General features: G+C 37.3%; 17 protein-coding genes and 1 pseudogene. 10 read left to right on the forward strand and 8 right to left on the reverse strand.

Annotated features, from left to right (window positions below):
• Window positions 1-32: 32 nt before the first annotated feature.
• From CSEC_RS01375 to CSEC_RS01400, 6 genes are all read left to right on the forward strand, one after another.
• Window positions 33-3245, forward strand: a complete 3213-nt coding sequence (locus CSEC_RS01375) for a BTB/POZ domain-containing protein (RefSeq protein ID WP_041016603.1) — start codon at window positions 33-35, stop codon at window positions 3243-3245.
• Window positions 3246-3583: 338 nt separating this feature from the next.
• The gene (locus CSEC_RS01380; protein ID WP_041016604.1) at window positions 3584-6844 is read left to right on the forward strand and encodes a BTB/POZ domain-containing protein; all 3261 of its coding nucleotides are present in this window, start codon (window positions 3584-3586) and stop codon (window positions 6842-6844) included.
• A gap of 128 nt (window positions 6845-6972) precedes the next feature.
• Complete coding sequence (locus CSEC_RS01385) at window positions 6973-10227, forward strand: BTB/POZ domain-containing protein (protein WP_041016605.1); 3255 nt, start codon at window positions 6973-6975, stop codon at window positions 10225-10227.
• Window positions 10228-10400: 173 nt separating this feature from the next.
• Entirely contained in the window at window positions 10401-12251 is a 1851-nt protein-coding gene (locus CSEC_RS01390; protein ID WP_041016606.1) for a hypothetical protein, read from the forward strand.
• Between the two features lie 142 nt (window positions 12252-12393).
• On the forward strand, window positions 12394-13110 hold the full coding sequence (locus CSEC_RS12895) for a DUF1937 family protein (RefSeq protein ID WP_079977924.1): 717 nt from the start codon (window positions 12394-12396) through the stop codon (window positions 13108-13110).
• Window positions 13064-14092: a patatin-like phospholipase family protein gene (locus CSEC_RS01400; RefSeq protein ID WP_237559190.1), complete on the forward strand. Its 1029-nt coding sequence runs from the start codon at window positions 13064-13066 to the stop codon at window positions 14090-14092. Before CSEC_RS12895 ends, CSEC_RS01400 begins: the two co-directional genes overlap by 47 nt.
• Before the next feature lie 611 nt (window positions 14093-14703).
• On the opposite strand, the gene CSEC_RS13490 is transcribed toward CSEC_RS01400, so the two are convergent.
• Complete coding sequence (locus CSEC_RS13490; protein WP_041016607.1) at window positions 14704-14865, reverse strand: DUF3309 family protein; 162 nt, start codon at window positions 14863-14865, stop codon at window positions 14704-14706.
• Window positions 14866-15385: 520 nt separating this feature from the next.
• Between CSEC_RS13490 and CSEC_RS13395 the strand changes: the two are divergent.
• The 4 genes and pseudogenes from CSEC_RS13395 to CSEC_RS01425 all read left to right on the forward strand — a co-directional run.
• Window positions 15386-15574 (forward strand): annotated as a pseudogene (locus CSEC_RS13395) (CsbD family protein); the annotation flags it as partial.
• Between the two features lie 377 nt (window positions 15575-15951).
• Window positions 15952-16944 (forward strand): BON domain-containing protein, encoded by a 993-nt coding sequence (locus tag CSEC_RS01415; RefSeq protein ID WP_041016608.1) that lies wholly within the window; start codon window positions 15952-15954, stop codon window positions 16942-16944.
• A gap of 114 nt (window positions 16945-17058) precedes the next feature.
• Window positions 17059-18063 (forward strand): HAD family hydrolase, encoded by a 1005-nt coding sequence (locus CSEC_RS01420; protein WP_237559191.1) that lies wholly within the window; start codon window positions 17059-17061, stop codon window positions 18061-18063.
• A gap of 21 nt (window positions 18064-18084) precedes the next feature.
• Window positions 18085-19011, forward strand: a complete 927-nt coding sequence (locus CSEC_RS01425; protein WP_041016609.1) for an L-tyrosine/L-tryptophan isonitrile synthase family protein — start codon at window positions 18085-18087, stop codon at window positions 19009-19011.
• On the opposite strand, the gene CSEC_RS01430 is transcribed toward CSEC_RS01425, so the two are convergent.
• The 7 genes from CSEC_RS01430 to CSEC_RS12495 all read right to left on the reverse strand — a co-directional run bounded on the left by CSEC_RS01430 (window position 19001) and on the right by CSEC_RS12495 (window position 24627).
• Complete coding sequence (locus tag CSEC_RS01430; protein WP_041016610.1) at window positions 19001-19867, reverse strand: SDR family oxidoreductase; 867 nt, start codon at window positions 19865-19867, stop codon at window positions 19001-19003. The two genes, CSEC_RS01425 and CSEC_RS01430, sit on opposite strands and share 11 nt — an antisense overlap.
• A gap of 84 nt (window positions 19868-19951) precedes the next feature.
• Window positions 19952-21478, reverse strand: coding sequence for an FAD-dependent oxidoreductase (locus tag CSEC_RS01435; protein WP_041016611.1), 1527 nt, complete (start codon window positions 21476-21478; stop codon window positions 19952-19954).
• Window positions 21479-21539: 61 nt separating this feature from the next.
• Window positions 21540-21938, reverse strand: coding sequence for a hypothetical protein (locus CSEC_RS01440; RefSeq protein WP_041016612.1), 399 nt, complete (start codon window positions 21936-21938; stop codon window positions 21540-21542).
• Window positions 21939-21943: 5 nt separating this feature from the next.
• On the reverse strand, window positions 21944-22444 hold the full coding sequence (locus tag CSEC_RS01445; RefSeq protein ID WP_041016613.1) for a YtxH domain-containing protein: 501 nt from the start codon (window positions 22442-22444) through the stop codon (window positions 21944-21946).
• Window positions 22431-22886 carry a DUF948 domain-containing protein gene (locus CSEC_RS01450; protein WP_041016614.1) on the reverse strand — a complete coding sequence of 152 codons (456 nt, stop codon included), beginning with the start codon at window positions 22884-22886 and terminating at the stop codon, window positions 22431-22433. The genes CSEC_RS01445 and CSEC_RS01450 overlap by 14 nt, the downstream gene beginning before the upstream one ends.
• A gap of 512 nt (window positions 22887-23398) precedes the next feature.
• Window positions 23399-24148, reverse strand: a complete 750-nt coding sequence (gene ubiG / locus CSEC_RS01455) for a bifunctional 2-polyprenyl-6-hydroxyphenol methylase/3-demethylubiquinol 3-O-methyltransferase UbiG (RefSeq protein ID WP_041016615.1) — start codon at window positions 24146-24148, stop codon at window positions 23399-23401.
• The gene (locus CSEC_RS12495; RefSeq protein WP_053331671.1) at window positions 24121-24627 is read right to left on the reverse strand and encodes a hypothetical protein; all 507 of its coding nucleotides are present in this window, start codon (window positions 24625-24627) and stop codon (window positions 24121-24123) included. The genes ubiG and CSEC_RS12495 overlap by 28 nt, the downstream gene beginning before the upstream one ends.
• Between the last annotated feature and the right edge of the window lies 1 nt (window position 24628).

Raw genomic sequence — 24628 nt, forward strand, 5'->3', positions numbered from 1 at the left:
TTAAATGAATTGTATGAAATAAAGGTTTTTAAATGACATTTAATATAACTAAAGCAGCTCATGAATTAGCCGAAGCTAAGACTTCTCATCTTGAAAGATTTTTTGCGAGCCCTCGTAGTATTAGGCCAGTTCAATCCTCTTCCAGTAAAAGAAAATTTCAAGAAATCGAGATTGATTGGTTCCGATTGCCTCTAAATTCAATCCAAACAGAGAGCGCAAAATGGCAGGCTACAGACGCAATAAATGAATTTTTTTTAAGCCTTGCAAAATGTCAAACGCTAGCCGACCTATCCTTAGCGACAAGCGGGGATGAAACCGAACTTGCCAGTTTTCGATCTGCTTTAAGAGTCATTAATTATAAAATCTTGCGTTGCAAATCGGATAACCCCTCTCTTTTTGGAGGTCAGCCTTGTGATGAGAGCTTAATTGCAAAAGGTCTAAAAATACGAAATGATGAGGTTTTGAACACGGTTAAACGAATTCTCTCTTTGTGTAAAAAACATTTTAAAGAGAAAAAGAATCAAGCTGTGATTTTAAAGGATTTGCCAAAAGCCTTATTTGAACAAAAAGGGGTAATAGCGCCGGCTCATATTGAGACCGCAATAACTGATGATGAGCTTATTCTTTGGGCATCGTCTTTACCTTCCTCTTTAAGAGAAAGCGTGACTTTTTTTAATTTTTCCAGGTATCCGAATTTGTCTCCCGAGGCTCCGGCTTTATTAAAAGAAGTTTTTCCTAATATTTCTTTTGCTTGCTTCGGAAACTTACCCGAAAGTTTATGTGATGTTACCCTCGTTCCAACCAGAGAAATAAGTGAAGCTTTTAATCCTGAAATTTCAAGTCAGGGAAGCTTTCCAATTCCGGTAGAAGAAGAGGATGAGGGGGAACTTGTTATCTATGATCCGGAAGATGAGCAAGACCTTCCCCTTCCAGGATCAAAAGGAAAAGAAAAAGTTGTTGAAGAGGCAGGACAAGAGGAAAAAATTTCTTGCATCCCGGGAAAAGTTTTAAAATCTGAAACTTATGAAAAATCAATTATCGAAGATTCATCTGAAGAACAAATAGAGATAAGAACCAATAGAAAAATTTTAGCGTCCTGCTCTCCATTTTTTAAACAGTTATTTTTTGGCGGTATGAAGGAAGCCGCTCTTAATCGAGTTTATATACGTGAGGTTAGACCTCATGTTTTTGAAGCCTGCATGAAGGTCCTTTTCTCAAAAACTGATCTGAAAGAGGTCAGCCTTCCTGTTCTTATTGAAGTCTTAAAAACCGCTCATTTACTTGAGCTTCCGAGTGTCATAGAAAAGGTTAAATGCCAAATTATTCTTCAGCTTGAAAATTTGGAAGTGACAGAAGAAAACGTTCAAGCAGTATGCCAAGGCTATTTCGATTTAGAAAATATTTTGAAGATCGATCAAGAGAGCCTAATTGAAAATGCGATTATTTTATTTCTTAAGAAGAGTCTTTTAGAAGTAGACGCCTCTTCTGTTAAAGGACTTTTAGTTACATTCATTAATAACGATCTGCCGATTATTAAGATCTTTAAATTTCTAAAGCAAGAAGGCAATCATCAAGTCAAGAAGGCAAAAACTACACAACCGACTTCCCTTAAAATTCTTTTTAGGACTCTTATAGAGGCTTCTTTGGAGTGCCAGGGTAAGTTTTTGGAGGAAGTAGTTCAGGTGACAAGCTCATACTGGAAAAGTTCCTTGACACCCGGCGATCGATTGGATGCTTACTTTCGACTTCTTAGGGCTTGCACCCCTTCGAGATCGATTCCAATATCTCTTAAAAGGAAGTTATTCTACAAAATGCTTAAAGAAGCTGAAAGCTTTGAACATGACGGCATGATTTTAAATCGAAGGAACTCGAAAATCGGGAACTCAAGAAAAAAAGCCTTCTTGGAAGTGACAAATGACATTTTAGAGAGTTTTGGGGTCAATGTTTCTTCTGAAACCAATAATTTTAGCGACCCATCCCGGCTCTCAGAGCATCTTGGAAACTTAGCGGAAGCTTGTCAAACTTTGCCTCATCCCGGAAAAAAGATAGCCCATAAGCTAGCCTCCATGGCGGTCAAGGTGGATGATAAGAATGAAAAAGCAAAAATTTTAGCTTTACTTTACAAAAGTTTAGCTTGGGGAACCTCGAGAAGATGTTTTGAGGGGTTGGATGTTCGTCCTTACTACGCTAAAGACCTTTTAACACTCATGACACCCTCTTTAAAAGAATCAGCAAATATTAATGATTTTTTTAATGTTAGCAGTACAAATCCGGCAGCCCTTTCTTTATCAGCGCTTATTCGATTTTATCACCCTATGGAAAGGGATTGGCCGATGATTTTTTTACAAACAGAGGAGGCTCTTAAAACAAGACCTTTTGATGATCTGGCCTTAGCTCTTCAAGGAGCCTGCTATTTTCACTTTGCTTTAAAGGATCCATCAAAAAAAGATGAGTTTTATAAAGCGTCTATCAAAAATTTAAAAAATGCCCTTTCTTATAATTCTAAAAACACAATTGCGCTTCTATACCTTGCTAATTGCTACTTTAAACTTGGCAAAATTTCAAAAGCTACAGCCCTCTTCAAAACGATTAAATGCAATACGGTTATCCGAGATAATGAGGATATGATTCGTTTTAGCCTTGAAAGATCAGGGGAAGATTTTGAGGAGGCCAATAGAATTATCATGGAAGATTTTAATCTTCCTGATTATGGTCTTGCAATCCCTGAAATGGCGTTTCAAGATAAGAGTTTGCTCTCCTATAACTTATTTGCAAAGCTTGCTCTCAAAAAAATGAATGAAACGCTTTTGAAAAAAGCTCAATTCTTTTTGGAGAATTTCTGTCTTGCAAAAGAAAGCTACAACGAGGAAACGTTAACCCTTTTAGAAGAGATTTACACTCTAAAAGAAAAAGCGGGGGGAGTAGACGCCAATAAAAAACAAGCCTTAAAAACAGCTTATAAAAATCTTGAGGCGAGATCAGTTGAAGAACTTATTTCCAATCTTTTGGATTCGGATTCCTCTAGTTCTTTCGGTTCAACTGAAATTATTACAGCAAATGACTCTATTGGGACTTCAGGATCTAATAATTTTGTAGAAGCCTCAAATGTATCCACGTCAGGCTCAGAATCGGCAGACGACGGCCGCGATTCAGAAGGTTTCGAGATATATGACAATCTAGACGTCGACTCCTTTTTTGCCGATATGCCTTTTGAGCCTACTGAAGAGCCTTCTAAAGATTCATAACCCCTTGTAAAAAAGCTCGTGAACTTTGTTTCACGAGCCTTCTCTTTTGCTACTTTTTTCAATTAAGGCTCATTAAACGCTATTGATTTTATCTGGTTACAAAACGACTCATAAGGATGGCGAGGAGTAAATCTTGGCATCTCAATATTTATGTTGAAAACAGGGTCGGAAGTCGAGATTCAGCAAGGTGAACTAATTCTCTTCTGAAGAGATTTTAGGGGCTATTAATTTTTAATTAACAAGAGGTTTAGGTGATGTCAGTAAAATAATAAAACCTTGATTTTATTTACAATGATGCAATAAATTGATTGCGTTATAAAAAATAAAGGTTTTTTTTAATGACATTTAATATAATTAAGGCAGCCCATGAATTAGCGGAAGCTAAAGCTTCCCGTTTTGATAGTTTTTTTGGTAACCATCGTGATGATCGTGTAGTTCAATCTTCTTCAAGTAAAAGAAAATTTCAAGAAATCGAGAATGATTGGTTTCGCTTTCCTTTAAATTCAATCGAAACGGAATGCTCAAGATGGCGTGGCACAAAACCAATAAATGAATTTTTTTTAAGCCTTGCAAAATGTCAAACGTTAACCGACCTAACCTTAGCGGCAAGCGGGGATGAAACGGAAATTGCGGGTTTTCAGGCTGCTTTGAAATTTATTAATTTTAAAATCCTGCGTTGCAAATCTAATCACCCCTCTCTTTTTGGAGGTCAGCAGTCTGATGAGAGCTCAATTGTAAAAGGTCTAAAAATACAAAACGATCAGATCTTGGGCACGGTTAAACGAGTTCTTTCTTTATGTAAAAAATATTTTAGAGAAAAAAAGAGTCAGGATTTGATTTTAAATGATTTGCCAAAAGACCTATTTGTAAAAAAAGGGATTATGGCGCCGGCTCTTGCAGAGATAAATGCAACAGATGATGAGCTTATTCTTTGGGCATCGTCTTTACCCGACTCACTTAAAGAAAGCATGACTTTTTTTAATTTCGCGCGGTACCCGAATTTGTCGCCGGAGGCTCCCGCTTTATTAAAAAAAGTATTTCCTAATATCTCTTTTGCTTGCTTTGGAAACTTGCCCGAAAGTTTATGCGACGTTACTCTTGTTCCAACAAGTGAAAAAGGCGGGGCTTTTAATCATGAGCCTGAAATTTCAAGTCAGGGAAGCTTTCCAATCCCGACAGAAGAAGAGGATAGTGAAGGAGAACTTGTTATCTTTGAGGATGAGGAAGAGATTCCGGGATCAAAGGGAAAAGAAAAAGTTGTTGAAGAGGCAGGACAAGAGGAAAAAATTTCTTGCATCCCGGGAAAAGTTTTAGAGTCTGAAACTTATGAAAAATCTATTTCCGAAGATTCGTGTGAAGATTTAATAGAGATAAGAACCAATAGAAAAATTTTAGCATCCTGCTCTTCTTTTTTTAAACACCTCTTTTTTGGTCAAATGAGAGAGGCCTCACTTAACCGAGTTTATATACGTGATGTTAGACCTTCTGTTTTTGAAGCTTGCATGAATGTTCTTTTCTCAAAAGCTGATCTAAAAGGACTAAGCCTTCCTGTCCTTATTGAAGTGTTAAAAACGGCTCATTTACTTGAGCTTCCGATTGTCATAGAGAAAGTTAAAATTCAAATTATCATCCAAATCGAGAATCTGAAAGTGACGGAGGAAAACGTTCAAACCGTTTGCCAGACCTATTTCGATTTAGAAAATATTTTGAAGATTGATCAAGATAGCGAAATTGAAAATGCGGTTCTTTTATTTCTTAAAAGAAGCCTTTTAGAGGTAGACCCCTCTTCCCTTAAAGATATTTTAGTTACATTGATCAATAATGATTTACCAATTATTAAAATCATTAAATTTCTAAAACAAGAAAGCGACCGTCAAGTTAAAAAAGCTAAAGTGAAAAATACTGCTTTCGTTTCCCTTTTTGAGACTTTCATTGAGGCTTCTTTAGAGTGTCAGGGTAAGTTTTTAGAAGAGCTGCTACACGCAACAAGCTCTTTATGGAAAACTTTTATGACACCTAAGGCTAGACTAGAGACTTATTTCAGGCTCCTGAGAAATTGCATGGCCTTCGGAAATGTTCCAATCCCAATTCAAAGAAAGTTATTCTACAGAATGCTTAAAGAAGCTGCGAGCAAGGAACAGGAAGACATGATTTTGAATCCGAGGAACACTAAGGCCGCGAATGCAAGAAAAAAAGCATTTTTGGAAGTCACAGAGGATATTCTAGGGTGTTTTGGGATCAAGGTTTCTTCTAAAGATAAAGATTTTAGCGACCGTTCCATTTTCTCAGCGCATCTTTTTACTTTAGCTTATGCTTGTCAAGCTTTGCCTCACCCCGGAAAAAAAATAGCGCAGAAGTTGGCTTCCCTGGCAGCTACTGCCGATGATAAGAATAGGGACGCCAAATTTTTATCAGAGCTATACAAAAATTTACATTGGCGGGATACCGGAAAATCTTGTCGTTGGTTGGCGGTTCAACCGGCATACGCCCAAAAACTTCTAACGCTTTTGAACCCCTCATTAAATGCATCTACTCATATAAATGATTTTTTAAATCTTGACTCTTTAAACCCAGTTGCTTTGACTTTATCAGCGCTGATTGGTTTTTATCACCCTCTTGAAAGGAATTGGTCGAGGATTTATTTACAATCAAAAAAAATGCTTATAATCCCGGGGGGGCCTTTAAATGATTTGGCTTTAGCCCTTTTCGGAGCTTGCACTTTTCACTTTGCTCTTCAAGACCCCTCAAAAAAAGAGGCGTATTTTAAGGCTTCTATAGCGGCTTTCAAAAAGGCTCTTTTCTTCAATTCAAAAAACTCGATTGCCCTTCTTTATCTTGCTAATTGCTACCTTAAACTCGGAAAAAATTCTAAAGCCATAGAGCTCTTCAAAACTGCTGGATGCCATTCCGTTACAAGAGATAATGAAGAAATAATCCGTTTCTGCCTTGAAAGTTCAGGGGAGGCATTTGATTTAGCGGAAGAAATTATCATGAATGAATTTAATAGTTCTGGGTTTGGTTCAATAGTTCTTCCTGAAGAGGCTTTTGAGAGTAAGGATTTGTTTTTCTTTAACTTATTTGCAAGGTTTGCGCTCAAAAAAATGAACGGGAAGCTTTTGAAAAAAGCGCAATCATTTTTGGAGAATTTTTGCCTTGCCAAAGATTACTTCAATGAAGAAACTTTAACTCTTTTAAAAGAGATCTATTCTCTTGAGAGATTAGTCGGAGCTATAAGCGACAATAAAAAACAAACCTTAGGAAAAGCTCTTGAAATTTTCAAGGAAAGATCAAATTTACAATTGGGTATCGAGGCTCTTGAATTTGTTTCCTTCCTTCCAAACCCGGATTCCTCTATTTCTTCGGGTTCAGCTGAGACTCGTGCTGCAAATGACTCTCTTGGAACATCAGGCTCAAATAATCATGGAGAGACTTCTCTTTCGTCAACTTCAGGTTCTAGTGTAGAAGTCTCAACAGCCTCGACGTCAGGTTCAGAATTAACAGACGACGGATTAAGTCCTAGCGATTCAGAATTCTATGACAATTTAGACGTAGATGCCTTTCTCTCTGATATGCCTTTAGATCAATCGGAAGAACCCTAGAGATTCATAATCATCTTTAAAAAGCTCGTGAACTTTGTTTCACGAGCTTTCCTTTTGCTTTCATTTTTTTATCGATGCACAAGGAAACTCATTTAATATAAAATTTTTATACCAACTTAGGAAAGTTTATGTCTTTTGGTTTAATCAAAGCGGGCGTCAAGATTGCTGAAGCCTATGATTACAATTTTAGATCTTATTTTGATACTAGATCTTACGTATCTCATTCAGAACAGGGATCTCTTCAATATTCTTTAAGCGAAAAAAAACGAAAAAGAGAAAATGGAAATTGCGGAGATGGAAAAGAAAAAAGAATAAGATGCCTTGCTAAGGTATTACGTGGAGAGGAATTAACTTTAGGGGAGTTTTTCTCAACCCTTCGAAAAATAAAAAAGATAGAAGATCTCTACGGAAAAATTTCTGAAGAAGAAAAAGATTTAAAACTCTTCCAAGCTGCTTTAAAAGTTATTCAAAAGAAAATAACCCTCCTAAAAATTCAAGATGAGCTTTCTTTTGATCTTGAAATTTCTGATTTCGAAACAACTCAAGGAGTTAAGGGAAGTGAGATTCTCCTCATCCACAATAAAAAGAAAATAAAAAGGAACTGTAAAACCCTTGAGGCTGTTAAAAGAGTCGGGCACTTTTGTAAAACCCTTCTAGCCGTAAAAAAAGGGGGATTCTCATTTATTCATCAGCAATATTTAGGAAGTGATGTAAGAATTTATCAATCGCTTAATGATAGCACGCTTACCGAAAATGAGCTTCTTTTGCTTCTCGACAGCCTTTCAAAAGAAAATAAGGACAAGTTTAATTTCTTCGATTTCTCGAAATATCCAAATTTAACTTTAAATGCCCCTTCTCTTGTAAAGATGAAGCTTGCAAATCTTTCAAATTCCTGTTTTGGAAATTTGCCGGATTCGCTTTGTGATGTAGTTTTAGTCCCGGTTCAAGAAGCCGATTTAAGCCTTTCGATTGATGATGATTCTTCAGAAGAACTAGTTATAGAAGAAAAATCAGTAGAGGTTAGCGGCCCTGAGATTTTAAAAGGCAAGGAAAAAGTTCTCACGGAAGATTCCCCCATCTGTCAAGAAGATGAAGCGCCTGATGAAAGCCATTTAGAAAAAAATCCTGTTGAAGGGGGGGCTTACAACTTAAAAACTAATAAAGAGTTCCTAGCAACAGAATCCGGGTATTTTAAACAACTTTTCTTTAGCGGCATGAAAGAAACCCATGAAAAGTGCATCCTTTTAAGAGGAATCGATCCTCTTGTTTTTAAAACTTGCTTCGATATCTTTTTTCTTAGAGCGAACTTGGAAAATGCTTCCTTAACCCACCTTGTAGAAGTTGCCAAATTAGCTCATTTTTTTGATCTCGCCTCTGTGATTACTTTCATCCATAGCCAAATTGCCATCCGTCTAAATGATTATCCGGTAACTAATGATACAGTGGGTCTTGTTTGTAGAACTTATGTGGAAATGGAATCCACTTTTTTAAGGGAAGAGGAAAACCAGTCACGCGAAGCGATGATACGATTTTTCAAAAAAGTTATCGTGGAATCGGATGAACGCTCCCTAAGAGATATTTTCGTTTCGTTTATAGCAAATGATATGCCGATTCTTGAACTTCTTAAAATTTTAAAAGAAGAATTCTTTTCACAAGGCAAGGGTAAAAAAGAAAAAAAAGCTTTTATAAATATCTATAATTCGCTTTTAGAGGCTTCTTTTATTTCTAAAGGTAAATTTTTGAAAGAAATTGTCGATCACTTCTCGGATGGATGTGCTTTCTTTTTAACTCCAAGTGAATCCTTAGGTAAATATATTCAAATTCTTAAAAAGAGCTTTTCAAGAAAAGTTTCTTTAGAAGTAAGAACTTCTATATTTATGAAACTGCTCTCTTTAGCCGGAAAAGCAGAAAAGAATGCCAATATTCTTTCAGGGAAATGGACGGGTTTAAAGAAAAAAGGAATCGATCGAACCAAAAGTTTTTTAAAGATTTTAGAGGGAATGCTTAAGGATTATGGCGCAGAAGGTATTCCGGATAGCGATACTTATTTTGAAGATAAGCCTTTTCAGTTTTTGTCTTTTGCACATCTCATCATGCAATATGCCAATCTCGCAGAAACTTTAAATTGGCCGGGAAAAAAGATCGCCTATCAATTATCCTGCATTGCGAATTGCATTTATAAGGACCAAACATCGGTAGAAGAAAATCCTATCGTATACGCTTCATATATTAAGAAGAAGCTATATCAAAATTTAAGTTGGGGCAAAACTTGCAGTTGGCCTCTTTACTTGAAAGATGAGACTGAAATTCCAGGAATGGGGGGCGTTCCCTCTTATGTTGTTTTTCTTCTTGAAGAACTAAATCCTCTTTTAAGTGATTCATCTAACATTTTTGATTTCCTACATACGGAAAGCCAAGACCCCTTAGTTCAAAGCCTTTCGGCGCTTGTCCATTATCACGGATTTCAAGATACTTTTTCATGGGATGCGATATTTAGTAAATCAAGCTACGTTCTAAGTATTAATCCTAAAGATGACCTCGCCCTTTCTCTTTATGGAGCAAGTCTTTATCAAATTTCGCTAGCACCTTCTTTAGAATCCTCTGAGAAACTTAAAGAAGATGCCAAAAAAGTATTGAACGAAGCTCTTCTTTTAAATCAGAAAAACTCGATTGCCCTTCTCTATTTAGCAAGATTAAGTTTGGGGAGGGACAATAGAGCTGCAATCGATTACTTTAAAAAAATCGAATTTTTAGAGATTTCCGAAAGGACTGCCCCTCTAATTAAGCTTCTAATAGAAGAGGGGAGTGAAGAGGAAGTCAATGAACTTTATGAAAAAATTGGTAAAAGAAAACGAACCTTAGAGAAGGGATTGTCGATTGACCCGAATATCGAGCTAATGTGGCTTGGATTTTTTGGGGCGCTATCTTTAAGAAAACAAGACCCTTTACTATTGCTCCATGCAAGAAATTTGATAGAAGAATCCTTTTCAAAAGACAAGTATAACTTTGAAATTCTAACGCTGCTTAAAAATATCTATTCGCTGGATGTGACAGGTCCTGTTTCGTTAGAGAAAAAAGTAAATTTAAGAGAAACGATGGCGCTTTTAGTGGAAAAAGAAGCCGCCAAAAAGACTGAAAAACCGGCTCAACGAATTGAATCTTCTGAAGTCGATTCAAATCAGGTAATTGAACTCCCTCAAGTGGTTGCAAGCCATGTTTCTGAAGCCGATTCAACTCAACAAGTTGGCACCTCAGGAAGTGAAACAAGCAATACCTCTTCTAGCTCCTCTTCTACATTTGAGCTTGAAGGATTTCAAGATGTAAATGAATTTTTCGAACTATCACAAGAAGAGCTTTTAATGGAAGAGTTCTTAAACATATAAATCACGAAAATTATAAATTTTAATTTAATAAAAAACCTTTTTCGATATATTTATAAATAATTTTTTTATTTAAATTAATGACTTTACCTCTATTGTTTGATTTTGTTAAAAAGATTGCTAAAAACCTATGGGTTTAGCATAAGTTAATCAGAGCCAAACAATGGAGGTTTGCTATGTTTAGTAGTAGTTCAGATGTCAGATTGACAGGTACTCTTTTAACTCCCGTAGGTGATCCTTATGAGAGAAGAAAATTTCAAATTTACAAAGATAATGTACGTGTGGCTCATGGTAAAACGAGCCTAGATGGGAGGTTTTGTGTTTCTCTTGAATCTAGCCTCCTTATAGAAAAAACCACCCTTGCTTTTCGCATCTGCAAAGAGAAAAAGATAGCTGATGATTATATCCGTAGTCAAGATACTCGGGCCAATTTAAAATTTTTAAGAGAAAGAACCGAAGTTGGTGAAACTTTTGTTGAAGTTGACTATCAGGAGGAAAAAGAGAAAGAGGCTACGGTTTCTGTTGGGGACATTCAATTTGAAAAAGAATTTGAAAAAGAGCAAGTGCCCTTAAGTTATTATTGGCATATTGCAAAAGCTGCTGTCCCGCCCGTCTTGCAGAGTTTACTTTCTTATACTTTAAACAGCCTAGATATTTTGGATACGCGCGGCATCGAGCAAATCCTGGAAGAATTTGGTGTGGATGACTCAAAAAGAGTAGAATTGACTCCTGAAAATACCTGGAAGCTTCTTACGAATGGCATTTGTCCGATTTACTTTAAAAAAGCAGGTGATGAATTCATCGCCGAGATAAAATGGAGCAAATACCCTCTTGATAAGCTTAAAAGCTTGCCTGATGTCACCCTATTTTTTAAGAAGTCCGAAAAGCCGGACGAAGACCCCAAAATGACCCGTCTTGAGATTTCCTTTAGGGAACAATTAGAGCCGGTTGAAGAAGGAGATACTAATAGAACCCTTGAAGTTTACACGGAAGAAAATCTAATACATGGCCTTCATAAGGCAAACTCAGCCATTTTTCTTTTTGGCGAAACCATTTTTCATTTGGCTTGGGGACATATCTATGATGCCGGGATTGCAGAAGCCGTTCACGATTATCTTCATGGGACTGTAATCGGAGAGCTTTTGCAGCCTCACTGCGAGTATACAAGAAAGATTACCAATGAATTTGGCGGTCCTAATATTTTCAAAAAAACGGGAGCGCTTAATAACTCAGGACAAAGTGTGGAAGGGATTGCCGAAATGATGGGTGATTATGGAGGGGCCATAGATCCTTTCACCTTTTGGCCACGAAAAAAAATTAACAATAATCATGTGTTTGCTATAGCTCAAAGATTGCATTTTAAACTGATTTTGGCAGGAGTAACTCAGTTTTTTGAAGACAATTGGCAGCAAATCAGTTCAAGTAAAGAATGGGGCCCGCTACATCTTTTCTTTAAAAGGGTTCATAAAAACTCTCCCGTCTATAGGCCTTGGGAGGGTATAGACCCGGCTAGAGGCTCTTTTGTGGATGCCAATGAAATTGAGGGAAGACCTAATCCTGACGCTCCTCCAAGAACTAAATATAAAGAAAGCGATAGGGATGTAAAGGCTATTAGAAGAATTGCCTTAGACCCCGAAAAGCCGCTCGGGAAAGACAAGGAGCTTGCTATCCGATTCTTCACACACTTTATTCACATGGACACTTTTTGGCATTCCTGGATTCATATGAGCCAATATAAAGGGTTTATTTCGGATAATGCTCCAGCTCCTCATTTATTGGATGTTAAAGCGACTCCCATATCTCTTGAAGACTATGGCGATGGTGATTTTGGGAATATAACAAAAGAGGATGCGATCGCACAGCTTAAACTTCTTCAAACTTTTATCCAATTTAATACTGAAATGTATTCCATCCTCGATAAAAAAGTGCATCCCTGCATCAGAAAAAGAGTGAAAGCTGCAACAGAACAGTACTTAGCTCTTGGCATAGATCCTAAAAAAGATATTCAACGAAGCGTTGTGATCTAAAAAATAACAAAATAAGCCAGTTTCATTTATTGAAATTGGCTTACTTTTTTGAGTTAATTCATAAACTTTATTTTTTATTATACTAAAATGCATTTGTTTCGTTAATGTTTACGCTGAACAAATCATATTGGATAAATAAAAAATGAAACTCTTCTATCTAGCCTCTCCTTTTTCTTCTAACGAAAAACAAGTGGAAGCGTACCGCTTTAAAGCTGTGAGCTATATCCTTTTTAAACTTCATCAAGAAAAAAAGTTTGTCTATTCGCCCATTACCCATAACTATCCTTTGATTGAAAAGGGGCTAATGAAAGCTCACGAGGAATGGATGCAATTTGACCTTGCAATGTTATCCAAATGCGATGGGCTATTGGTTCTTAAGCTAGAAGGATGGGAAAATTCTAGAGGCGTAACACAGGAAATTGCTTATGCAGAAAAGCAGGGAATATCTATCGAATGGATCGAGACACCCACTAAAGATGAAGTCGATAATTTTTCTGAGAAAACGCTTAAAGACCTTCTCTATCGATTAAAGGAAATGTTTAGGGTGAGAGAGTGGAAAAAATTTCATTCTCCAAAAAATATAGCTATGAATCTTGGAGTTGAAGTCGGCGAATTAATGGAGCCTTTTCGTTGGCTTACAACCGAACAAAGCTATTTTTTAGATGAAGAGACCAAAAAAGAAGTAGAAGGGGAGATTGCCGACTGTTTTAACATGCTTCTCTATCTCTCTGATTTGCTAGGGATTGATCCTGTAAAATCATCTTTTAAAAAAATTAATATTATAGAACAGCGCTATCCTGTTGAAGAATGCCGTGGAAAATGCGATAAGTACACAAAATACCAAGTACTATCAAAATGATGGTGTGATGAGAGTTTCAAAACGAGTATTTTATTTTCTTATAGCAAACTGCCTACTCTCTTGCGGAGTTCCGAGGCATTTTCGCCCTGAGACACCGCCTCCCCCTTTACCTGAGTTCGAGGTTCCGGAAAGAATAAGAGTCGCCCTTGTGCTAGGCAGCGGCGGGGTTAGGGGCATGGCGCATGTCGGGGTGATTGAGGAGCTTGAAAAAGCAGGCATTCCTATTGATCTGATAGTTGGCTGCAGCGCAGGCAGTATTGTCGGCGCCCTCTATGCAGATAATCCCCACATTGAAGAAATTAAAACTGCCGTCTGGAAAGTCAAAACCAATTCCCTTCTAGATATCGAACTATTAAATTGCAGATACGGTTTATCCCAAGGCAATACGATGAACCGAATCCTCAATTATCACTTGGAAGCTGAGACTTTCGAACAATTAAAAATCCCGCTTGTCATCGTCGCTTGCGATCTTTATTCAGGAGAGCTTGTTCCAATAGGTTCCGGAGACGTTGTAAAAGCGGTCCAAGCTTCGTGTTCCATCCCTTTTGTCTTTGTTCCCTGCAAGCACATGGGACGGATTTTAATAGATGGCGGGGTTATCAACCCGGTTCCTGTTAAAGTGGCAAGAGATCTAGGGGCAGATGTCATCATAGCGGTGGACCTTTGCGAGCTTTTGCCAAAAACGGTTCCTACCAATTTATTTCAAATAGCGTATCGAAGCTCGGAAATTGCCTTTATGTGGCAGAATGAAGTCTGCACAAGAAACGCTGACATTGTGATTCGCCCGAAAACTTGCGGTATCGGGACTTTTAATGAAAAAAAGAAAAAGTCACTTTATGAAGCCGGTAAAATGGCGGCAAAATCTGAAATTCCAAGAATTAAGAACTTACTTGCCAACCATTTCGAAGGTCGCGAGGATTCGTTAGGTAAAAGAGTGGTTCATTTGCTTCCCTATAAAGCTGAAATTTATCAGGATAAATAACTTGGATTTAAGTCCGCTTAACCTGTGATTAACGCCCTAATCCGTGGCCAAGCGCTTTAGATGGATGGCAAATTTTTTAGCTTTCGGTGAAGGGAATGTTTTCTACATTCCCGAGACGAAAGATGAAAAATGACATTCAGCTATCAGATGATTGGTCGCGAGCGATATCTTCCTTTTTTACAAAAGGAAAAATATCATGAATGAGCAAGGTATAGCAATTTTCTTTCATCTAGCGATGAAATCGTAAAAATCATTCGGTTCCAAGACGGAAAAGCAACTTAACCTAGCAGCAACTTACTAAGTTTAGATTTTATCTTAAGGAACAGGAAGAAAACAGCATTGAAACTGTTTTTAGCAGATTGTAAGCAGAATGCCTAGATATATTCGTGCTAGAACAGAGAAAGGGTTTTACCTTAAGATCTCATTCTTCATTAGCAATCATTTATTTAGCATTTTACTCGTAAGTTAGTCGCATTTAGGCTGATTCTAACAACGCATCTAGCTAATTTCCTTCGCCTCGCTAAGATGAAAAAGCTTGGCTTCGGCTAAGGAAATACGCATCTGCATCGTTAGAATCAGCCTATAAGCGAGATTAGAACGCAATCGCGGGTTTAAATTAAAATCACTCTTCCGGAAAAAATTAAAAGAAGATAAATGATTAAGAGCAAGCTTATAACAACAGTGGGCTTATAACCCCAAGTTAGACTGTAATTCCAAACAGGAAAAGCTGCCGTGAGCAAGAGAATTAAGATTAATAGAAGAATTAAGCTCACTTAAATGAATCCAAAGATCTTGAGAAGAATAATAATTGTAATAGGCACTCCAACAAGCCATAAAATAATTGGTTTTCCCATATCCACCCCTGATGTTAGGTTTAATATTCCTATTAATTTATTAATAAGACTTTTTACTCCTTTTGTAAATGTTTTTTCTTAGGGTTTTACGATTCTTCCCCCAAAAATATTATATCCTTAATTATAAATAATTTAACTTATTTTTTCTTATTTTTTCAAAAAAAGATTGATAAATTTCGAGTCTAAAGGAAATATGAAGTTACAACCAAATACGATGAAATTTTTTCAGTTTGACGCTAGAAAATAACGACCGTTAGCTAAAACTTTTTAATTCAATCGCTATCTAATATATCCGCTTAGAAACTTCAACGCATCTTATGACCTTGGCGCTTCGCATCGACAAATTTTGTGACAAAAATTTAAAGCTTTAAATTTTTTTAAACTTCACAAATAGAAGTATTTATAAATTAACCAACCCAAAAAATTAAAGGAGAAGGTTATGAATAAAGATGTATTTCAAGGCCAATGGAATATCCTAAAAGGAAAAGTTAAAGAACAATGGGGCAAATTAACTGACGATGATCTAAAAGAAATCAACGGAAAAAGAGAACAACTCCTTGGAAAAATCCAAAAGCGTTATGGCTATGCTAAAGACAGAGCCGAAAAAGAAATTAAGACCTTTGAAGAAGAATTTGCCACAACAGGCGCATCTTCCCACCATGCTCATGAAAGCGGCGCTCAATCAAGAGGTTCAAATTTAAGAGGAGACGTCTCTTCTCATTATGGAGAAAGAGATACTCATTCTTCAACACATAAAGAAACTTCAAGATCTGATGTAAGCAATCCATCAAAAACACAAGGCCAAACTTCAAAAAATCCTGGCCAAACTTCTAAAACACAAGGCTATAACGCACCTGGACAAGGGTCTAAAAATCCGAATTCTCCTGGTTCGCAAAATCAAAATTTCAACAAAAACAAGAATGACCGTCATTAAAAGCAATCACCAGGTTTAATTCAACGAATGTAGAGAAAAAATAATTTTTTTTGCGAATTTTAGGAGAAACAATGAAACAATTAATTCTATTTATTGCTGTGGGTTCAGTCTCTTTTCTCACAGCAGACCAGTACCCTGGTCAAAGCGGCGGCCATTATGATCAGACCGGCAGATATCACTGCGCCGGCTGCACCGGAAGCGATGCTTTCTATCAGGATCTTTCAGGACATCCTGGAACTTACCAAGATGGAAACCAAAATAATTACAGTCAGCAAAATTTAAGTGGAGCTAATTTGGGAAATCCAAATCAGCCTTATTATCAAGGGTCTAACCCGAATTTGCAAAATAGCTATGGGCCAAACACCCCAAGCTATGTCCAGCAAAATAGAAACATGCCAAGCAATCCAAATAGAAGCTATTCTAACGATGCTTATGGCAGACCTATTCAAAATCCGGGCTATTTTCAAAATCAAGGGTCAAGCTATGACCAGTCTTTTGAAACAGCAAGATCCACACAACCAACGGATCGTGAAATCGAACAGGAAATCCGTGATGATTTAAGCCCAGGCTGGTTTTCAAAAGGGTTTGAAAGCGTAACTTTCCAAGTCCTCAATGGAAATGTTACTTTAAGAGGAACTGTTGAAACCAATGAGGATAAAGATGATATTGAAGACAGCGTAAAAGACATCGATGGCGTTAAAAACGTCAATAACCAAATCATCGTAACAGGCAAAAAATCATCTAGATTGAACACCAGGGGAAATCCTTACGCTGCCAATGAAGCCCTATCGAGCAAAACAACTTTAACAGATAGAAGCAAATACGCTCAAGATTTTGCGGCGACCGATGCTGATAGGATTTTAAATGCCAAAATCCGCGACCGTTTAAAAAACGGATGGTTCACAAAAGGTTATGAAGCTTTAATCATTAAAACTTCAAATGGCGTGGTGACTATCATTGGCGCTGTTGACAATGATAAAGATATTCCAAAAGTAACAGATGAAATCAAGAAAGTTGAAGGCGTTAAGAAAGTAAACGCTCAATTATCTGTTAAAAACCGCTAATTCCATAAACCCGCTTTCTATTCATGAAAGCGGGTTTTTCTTTATTTTTCTTGACAGAAGAGAATTCAATTCTTAAAACATCAGCTTTGATGTCATTTAAGATGAGGGTTTTTCTTGAAAGCAAATAAAACAACATTTCTTGTATTTATATTCCTTATATTAAGTTTCCAGAATATTTTAAGAGGGGAGGCGGATCCGTTGCCTTCTTGGAATCAAGGGCTAATTAAAGATTCTATTATTCAGTTTGTCAAAGAAACAACAGACCCGAAAAATGAAAATTTCATACCCGTGGCTGAAAGAATTGCTGTATTTGATCAGGATGGAACCCTCTGGGTTGAGCAACCCATCTACACGCAAGTTTTTTTTGCTTTAGACGCCATTAAAGCCATGGCGTTAGGTCACCCCGAATGGAAACATGAAGAACCCTTTAAATCCATCCTCGAAAATAATCTCGAAGTGTTAAAAAATTTCAAAGAGCAGGAAGTTTCAAAATTAATTGCAGCTACACACTCAGGATTGAGTGTAAATCGATTTAAAAAGAAAGTACGCCATTGGTTGAATGAAGCGATACACCCTCACTTTAAAAAGCCCTTTACTGAGCTTGTCTATCAACCGATGCTTGAAGTGATTCAATATTTAAAAGACGCTAATTTTAAAGTTTATATAGTTTCAGGGGGCGGTCAAGAATTCATGAGGGCTTATGCTGAGAAAGTCTATGGCATCCCTCCGGAACAAATCATTGGGACAGCCGGTAAAGTCAAATATGAATACGAAAATGGAGAACCTATCTTAAAAAAATTACCGGAGGTTTTATTTGTTGATGATAAAACCGGAAAACCAGAAGCCATTAATTTGATGATAGGGCGTAAACCCTATGCCGCTTTTGGCAATTCTATAGGCGATAAAGAGATGCTGGAGTGGACAAATAGCGGTCCCAATAAACGTTTAATGCTTTTAGTTCATCATGATGACCCTATTCGGGAATATGCTTATGGCCCGAACTCTAAAATCGGCACTTTTCCTGAACCTCTAATGGAAGAGGCTAATCAGAAAAAATGGCATGTGGTCAGTATGAGAAAGGATTGGAAAATTATTTTTCCTTTTGAGAAAAATCCTTAAACGAGAGAGTAAAGTTCGCTTATGAAATCAGCATTAATGGAGAAAATTAGCCACGAAATTTTACATTTTTTGCTGCCTCATCATCGTACAAAAAATATCGGAAAGTTATTTCCAAAAGATTTTCCGATTCAATTAAATCAAATAGAAGCTTTCCTAAAAAAAGATCTTCCGATTAGTTTTATTTTACCAGGTTTTCCTTGCAAATCACCAAATCCTGATAAGGTTCTTGGGATCCTTCCTGATATGGGAGAGTGTCTTTCTCTTTGCTTCCTTAATAGCCTACTTAAAAAAATTGAAAAATTATATCCACCTGGGGCTCATTTGACTTTATGCTCAGATGGTCACATTTTCGGTGATTTGATCCGTGTTCCGGATGAAGATATTGACGCTTATGCTGATGAGTTAAAAAATATTATTGAGCGTTTTGAGTTAAGAAATATTGCGCTTTTTGACCTTAGAGACATTCTTGGAGATATATCTCATGAATCAAAACGCAATTTTGTTAAAGAAAAACATGCTCCATCGCTTGACAGTCTTCGTAAAGAAATTCTCTCTGATGAGCACGCTTTATTCTTATACCGAGGAATAACTCGCTTTCTTTTTGAAGATGGCAGTAGTTATAAGCTTTCGAAATCTGCCCTTCAACGATCTTGTCGAGAGCGAGCTTACGAAGTCATCCAAAGAAGCCGTGCATTCGGGGATTTGATTGAAAGACTTTTCCCGGCATCCTTAAGGCTTTCCATACATCCTCAACCTTCTAATTCTTTTAAATTTGGTATTCGACTTCTTGAAGCTTCAGATATTTGGATAACGCCTTGGCATGGAGCCGCTTACCTTCGAGTTGAGGGCAATTGGACTCTTTTGCCAAGAGCCGCGGCTGCAAAACATGGAAAGTTAATCTATCAAGAAGGACGGGCTAGTCACTTTGAAGAAGTGCTTAGCCATTGATGATTTCACCGCCATTAGGATGTAAGAATTGCCCGGTCATATAAGAAGAGTCGCTTGAGGCTAAAAAGACGTAGGAAGGGGCAATTTCTTCGGGCTGACCCGGTCTTCCAAGAGGGGTTGTAGATCCGAATTTTTTAACTTTTTTTGCTTTAAAAGTAGCCGGGATTAGGGGTGTCCAAATAGGGCCTGGAGCTACGCCATTGACTCGTATTTGTTTTTTTGCAAGAAGCTGCGATAAAGATCTCGTAAAAGAAACAATGGCTCCTTTAGTTGAAGAATAGTCAAGAAGATGCTCACTGCCTCTATAGGCTGTGACAGATGAGGTATTGATAATAACGCTACCTTTTTTCATGTGTTTTAACGCGGCTTTCGACATGTAGAAAAAGGAAAAAATATTTACTTCAAATGTTTTTAAAAGTTGTTTTTTTGAAATCAAACTCAATTTTTCTTTAGGCTCTTGCCTTGCGGCATTATTGACAAGGATATCAATTTTTCCGAATTTTTTCTTGGTTTGAGAAACTATTTTTTCGCAAAATTTCTCGTTTGAAATATCACCTGCCATTAAAAGACATTCCTGACCCTCATTTTGAACTAATTCAGCGGTTTCTTTGGCATCTTTATGTTCATTTAAATAAGCGATAACAATTTTTGCGCCTTCCCTTGCAAAAAGCACAGCAACACTTCTCCCAATGCCGCTATCTCCGCCTGTAATGATAGCCACTTTGCCCTTTAGTTTTCCGCTGCCCACATAATCCAATTTTAGACTTTTGGGCTTGGGTTTCATTCTTGATTCAAGGCCGGGCTGTTTTTTTTGGCTTTGAGCCGGCAAGGTTTGCTTTTCCTTTTTTGGCTTCATTAATCCCCCTAGATTAGACTTCTTTCGAAATTCCATTCGACTGTTTCATTTTTCCAAACAAAAGCGAATCTCGAAAGAAGTCTATTATTGTATTTCTTCAAGATTTTTTACTGCCGGTCCATTGATAACCTCGCCAAGGCAAGTATATCTCGATCCATGACAGGGACAATCCCATGTCTTTTCATTATCGTTCCAACTGATTAAGCACCCTAAATGAGTGCACCTGGCAGGAAATTTGTGAATGTTCCCTTTTTGATCCTTATAGTAAGCATATTTTTTTAAACCATCTTGAAAAATAGTACCGCACTCATTTGGGAGTATCTTTAGTTTCTCGCTCGTAGCGGCCTTTGCCGGAAATATAGATTTAATATAGTGAAAAACTACTTTTAAATTGTCTTTAAGATACTGCTTTAAATTGGAATAAGGTTTTCTTCTTGGGGAATAAATTTCCTCAAGAAGGCTTTTATTTTTAATAATCAATTCACTAATTACCATCCCAGAAATAGTTCCATAGGTCGTCCCATTGCCGGATTCGCTTGTAGCAATATAAACGTTCGGGCTATCGAGAGGATTTTTTCCGATAAACGCAATCGAGTCGATAGGTTCTATTACTTGGCCCGACCAATAATAGGAAACTTTTTCAAGGAGAGGGAATTTCTCTTGTGCCCAGACTTCAAGCTTACCGAAAGGATCAATTTTTGGATTTTCTCCTGTTTTATGATCTTCTCCTCCAATGATAAGCAAATCTTCAAGCTGATTGAATGGGTCCCGATAAGTTCTAATGTAGTAATAAGGGTCTCCTGTGTCCCAATATAAAGCTTCCGGAACAGCTCCTCTTGGAACCCATCCCGCTATTACATAGCTTCTATAAGCCGCTTGTTTTGTGTGCATCACAACAAGGTCATCTATCGGCGTGTGAGTTGCTACAACAAGATAGTCGGATTCAATAAGCCTGCCTTCATCTGTTATGACCCTGATTGGCATGCCGCTTGTTTGAAAGGTTTTAGCTTTAGAATCGACGAAGATCCTTCCCCCTTTTTTTATAATCGCTTTAGAAAGACCTGCAAGATATTTTAGAGGATGCATTTCTGCTTGACCCGGAAATCGGATGCAAGGCCCAAGCGATGGAATCGGCCCTTCTTCTAAAAATTCGATATTTTTAAGACCGATTCGTCTTAAGGCTGAAAATTCTTTTCTTAATAGATCTGGATGATCTTGATCGCTAAGAAACAGGTAGCCATCGACTCTTTTGAAATCGCAATCAATTTTTTCCCTTTTGACAATTTTTTCAATTTCATCGATCGCTTTAATATGGCTTTCAACAATTTTTTTAACATCATTTGGAAACTGAGATTCAAGCTCGTAATATCTTTCATCAAGGACATAAGTTAAATGCGCTGTTGTTTTGGAGGTATCGCCGCTTGCAACTTTTCCTTTATCTATAACAATCACGGACTTGCCTTTGCTTGCAAGAAGATAAGCGGTTGTGAGTCCGGCAATACCAGCGCCAACAACGCAAATAGAGGCTGAAACATCTTTTTGAAGCGAGGGAAAATGAGGAAGTTTTATTGAACTACTCCAGTAGGAAAGATGCTCCGCTTTTTCGTCCATAAAAAACCTTTTTAAATGAAAATGCTTGCGAGGTTTTTAACCTCGCAAGCTTTCTTATTGTTTAATGTCTTTTAGAGCGTGCTGCTGCAGTTTTTCTATGACCGACAGTTGTGGCTGCTACATGCTTACGGTGCGAGTTGCGATGATGGTTAGAAGAGGCTGCATGAGAATGATTGTTGTTTAATATCCTCATTTTTTTAAGCGCCTTGCCATTCTTTTTAAAGGTTAATAAAAGCCCCATAGCTGCCCCTAAAAGGCTGAAAGCGCCATAAATAAATTGCTTTTCGCTTACAGGATTTGTGTCGCCGATATGTTTTGCTGCATGGACGACTTGGTTTGCCAAGTTTTTAGCTTTGGCGGCATAAGTATCTTTTAATAAAAGCCTTTTCTTTTGGTTTTCATAAGCATAATGGCTCATGGCGCCTACTAAAGCGCCTAATAAAAATCCTTTATTATCCATAATTTTTATCTCCCCTTTGTAAGGGTATTCCAAAGACGGAAACCGATGTTTGCCATATTGATGGCATTTTCAAGAGTTTCAGATAAAGCAGCTTCATTTTTGGCATGGCGCTTGCCTTTATGAACACCGCTTGATACCTGGCCTGCCATGTGTTTTGCTTTTTCAACAAGATCTGAGGCTTGGTCGCTAAAGTTATGAATGAAATCGGTTCCTTGTTCAGTTATATTGCTTGCCAAATCGCTTGTTTTTTCCTGGAAGTTTTCGACGATATCGGTAATGTCTTCTCTAAGTTCCTTACCTGATTTTGGCGCGAATAAAAGTCCTGCGCCAACCCCTAGCAAAGTGCATGCGCTAGCAAGTAAAGCGGCATTTCCTTTATGTGAAACTTCTTCTGAATAATCATAGGAATGATGATTTTTTTCAGCTAGTTGGCGAGCCGCAAGCAACCCAAGCGTTCCGCCGAGAATGGCTCCTGTTATCAAGGTATTATGATTATTTTTTTCCATAGGATCCTCCCTTTAATTTCCTATAAAGATTAATAGCACTATAAATGATTTCACCAAGTTCAAGGCTTTTTGATTCAGGCTCTTCTTCCTGAAAATCAGTCTCAAACTCCGGATGATGATATTGACAATTCGGACATTCGCAATGCTTTTCAGTTTTCCGAGCGTTGAGAGCAAGATTTGCTTTCGATGAAAGACCCCCTATCAATGAAAATAGAGGATCGACCATCACAAGCTTTCTATTCAGCTCTTTTGAAATGTCCTGATTATTTTTTAAAAAAAGTGTTCCCTCATCTAGCAGAGGAATAGCTTTCTCATGAATTTCTGCAACTTCTTTGTGTAATACTCGAATAAGACTATTTACGTACCGTAGCGTAATGATGAGGTAGATGGTTAAAGCTATTACCGCCGCAGCAATGAGAGCCAAACTGACTTCCCATACCATACGACTCTCCAAACCTTATAACTTTAACATACTCCAACAAGAAGAAATGTAAAATATTTATTTTCATTTTTAAGGGTCTTAATTCATAAGTATTTTGATGTTAGTTTAAAGTGATTTTATTGTATTAAAGTTTGTAAATTAGTTAATTAAATAACAATTTATATTTATTGGCAGAAAAGAGCCGTATTGTAAACTTTGAAATTATAGGGAAGCCAAATTCGATATACCATAAGAGCAAACCTCTTATTTTTAGAATCTTTTAAAAAAAATTATTAAAATTTTTATTTTTAAAAAGACGAATAAAAGAATCTTCTTCCAACAATTTTCCATGTTTTTTACATTTTGGATGAAGTTTTGTGAACCCATTTTCTTACGAAAAGCAAGGTATTCTTAAAGCTCGGAGTAAGAGCGCAAGATAAAAAAGGTCTGATTCAACATAGCAGCAGCCTACGTCTTCTTTAAAATTTTGAGATAATCATATTTAAGTCCTGAGTGATCCAAAATAATTATAGTTAACGTTTTATGGCTTTTCCGACGTAGCCTGTCCAAGTATTTTTTACAAATACAAAGTTGAAGTTTTGAGCCACTTTTCCTGTAATTGCAATTTTCCAAAAAGCTTTGGAATTAAGGTTTGGAACAAGCCCTTCCAAGCTTATTACGTCAAGAGAAGAGCTTAAGCACATAGCCTTAAGCTCTTTAGGTTTAATAAATAAGGGATAGACGTGCATGTTTTTCGGGGTGTTTTTGACAAACCACTCTACGGCTTTTATAATTAACAAATAACTTAAAGGATTCCGGTTGAAAGTATGAAAAAGAAAAAGACCGCCAGGTTTTAGAATTCGAGAAGCCTCCCTAATGAGTGTTTCCGGCTCTTCCACATGTTCTAAAATATCCATGGCGGAGACTACATCAAAGCTCTCACTTTCAAAAGGGAGCTCATAAGCTGAGGCTTCAACATACTCCACTCGTTTTGATTGATCATATTTTTTCGCGACTTCAAGGGATTTTTTTGATAAATCAATGCCTGTCACTTTGTAACCTTTCTCTGAGACAGCATTTGTTAAAAAGCCGCCGCCGCATCCGACATCTAAAAAATTAAGGTCTTTTTTAGGGTATTCCTCTAATTGTTTAAGAACCCATTTATTTCGTGCTTTATTTTCCGCTCGCAAAAGTGCGATGGGGTGGTCATCCGAGCCATACCACATCTCACCTAAATTATCGTAAAAGGCGTTATTTATGCCTGAGGCTGCTTTGGTTTCCATATAAAATTCCAGAAAACAACTTGGTAAATGAAAAATGTTAATATTGAGAAAAAATAGCCGTATAAGCTGAATTGCAAAGCCGCTTTATCATTCAAAAAAGCGATCATGGGTTTAGGCAGGATGGCTGGATCATGAATGCTTAGAAAAATAATTCCGGCGGTAATGAGCGCAATCGGGTGAAGCACAAATAAAACAGCATGAAGCCAATTTTCTTCCCAAGGAGCCTCTTCTTTATGAATGAATTCATCTTTTGTTACAAGAATGCAGGAAAAAATGGCCGCCCCTCCATAAAGTTTCAAAGTCCAATCCCCATAGGGGAAGAATAAAAGAAGGCTAAGGGTTAGAAGTTGACTAAGAGTGTCTATAGGATGGCCGATTCTTTCCCACTTAGGCAAACCCCGTCTGACATGAAAATAAAATTCATCAAATAGAATAGCAAGTCCTTGAAAAAGAAAGGGGAGTAAGCTTAAGGTCCACATA

This window comes from Criblamydia sequanensis CRIB-18, from assembly GCF_000750955.1.
Classification (GTDB): domain Bacteria; phylum Chlamydiota; class Chlamydiia; order Chlamydiales; family Criblamydiaceae; genus Criblamydia; species Criblamydia sequanensis.

Bases quoted from the DNA above. Each gene is read 5' to 3' on its own strand.
- CSEC_RS01375 (WP_041016603.1), top strand. From the start codon at position 33: ATGACATTTAATATAACTAAAGCAGCTCATGAATTAGCCGAAGCTAAG.
- CSEC_RS01380 (WP_041016604.1), top strand. From the start codon at position 3,584: ATGACATTTAATATAATTAAGGCAGCCCATGAATTAGCGGAAGCTAAA.
- CSEC_RS01385 (WP_041016605.1), top strand. From the start codon at position 6,973: ATGTCTTTTGGTTTAATCAAAGCGGGCGTCAAGATTGCTGAAGCCTAT.
- CSEC_RS01390 (WP_041016606.1), top strand. From the start codon at position 10,401: ATGTTTAGTAGTAGTTCAGATGTCAGATTGACAGGTACTCTTTTAACT.
- CSEC_RS12895 (WP_079977924.1), top strand. From the start codon at position 12,394: ATGAAACTCTTCTATCTAGCCTCTCCTTTTTCTTCTAACGAAAAACAA.
- CSEC_RS01415 (WP_041016608.1), top strand. From the start codon at position 15,952: ATGAAACAATTAATTCTATTTATTGCTGTGGGTTCAGTCTCTTTTCTC.
- CSEC_RS01425 (WP_041016609.1), top strand. From the start codon at position 18,085: ATGAAATCAGCATTAATGGAGAAAATTAGCCACGAAATTTTACATTTT.
- CSEC_RS01430 (WP_041016610.1), bottom strand. From the start codon at position 19,867: ATGAAGCCAAAAAAGGAAAAGCAAACCTTGCCGGCTCAAAGCCAAAAA.
- CSEC_RS01435 (WP_041016611.1), bottom strand. From the start codon at position 21,478: ATGGACGAAAAAGCGGAGCATCTTTCCTACTGGAGTAGTTCAATAAAA.
- CSEC_RS01440 (WP_041016612.1), bottom strand. From the start codon at position 21,938: ATGGATAATAAAGGATTTTTATTAGGCGCTTTAGTAGGCGCCATGAGC.
- CSEC_RS01445 (WP_041016613.1), bottom strand. From the start codon at position 22,444: ATGGAAAAAAATAATCATAATACCTTGATAACAGGAGCCATTCTCGGC.
- CSEC_RS01450 (WP_041016614.1), bottom strand. From the start codon at position 22,886: ATGGTATGGGAAGTCAGTTTGGCTCTCATTGCTGCGGCGGTAATAGCT.
- ubiG (WP_041016615.1), bottom strand. From the start codon at position 24,148: ATGGAAACCAAAGCAGCCTCAGGCATAAATAACGCCTTTTACGATAAT.
- CSEC_RS12495 (WP_053331671.1), bottom strand. From the start codon at position 24,627: ATGTGGACCTTAAGCTTACTCCCCTTTCTTTTTCAAGGACTTGCTATT.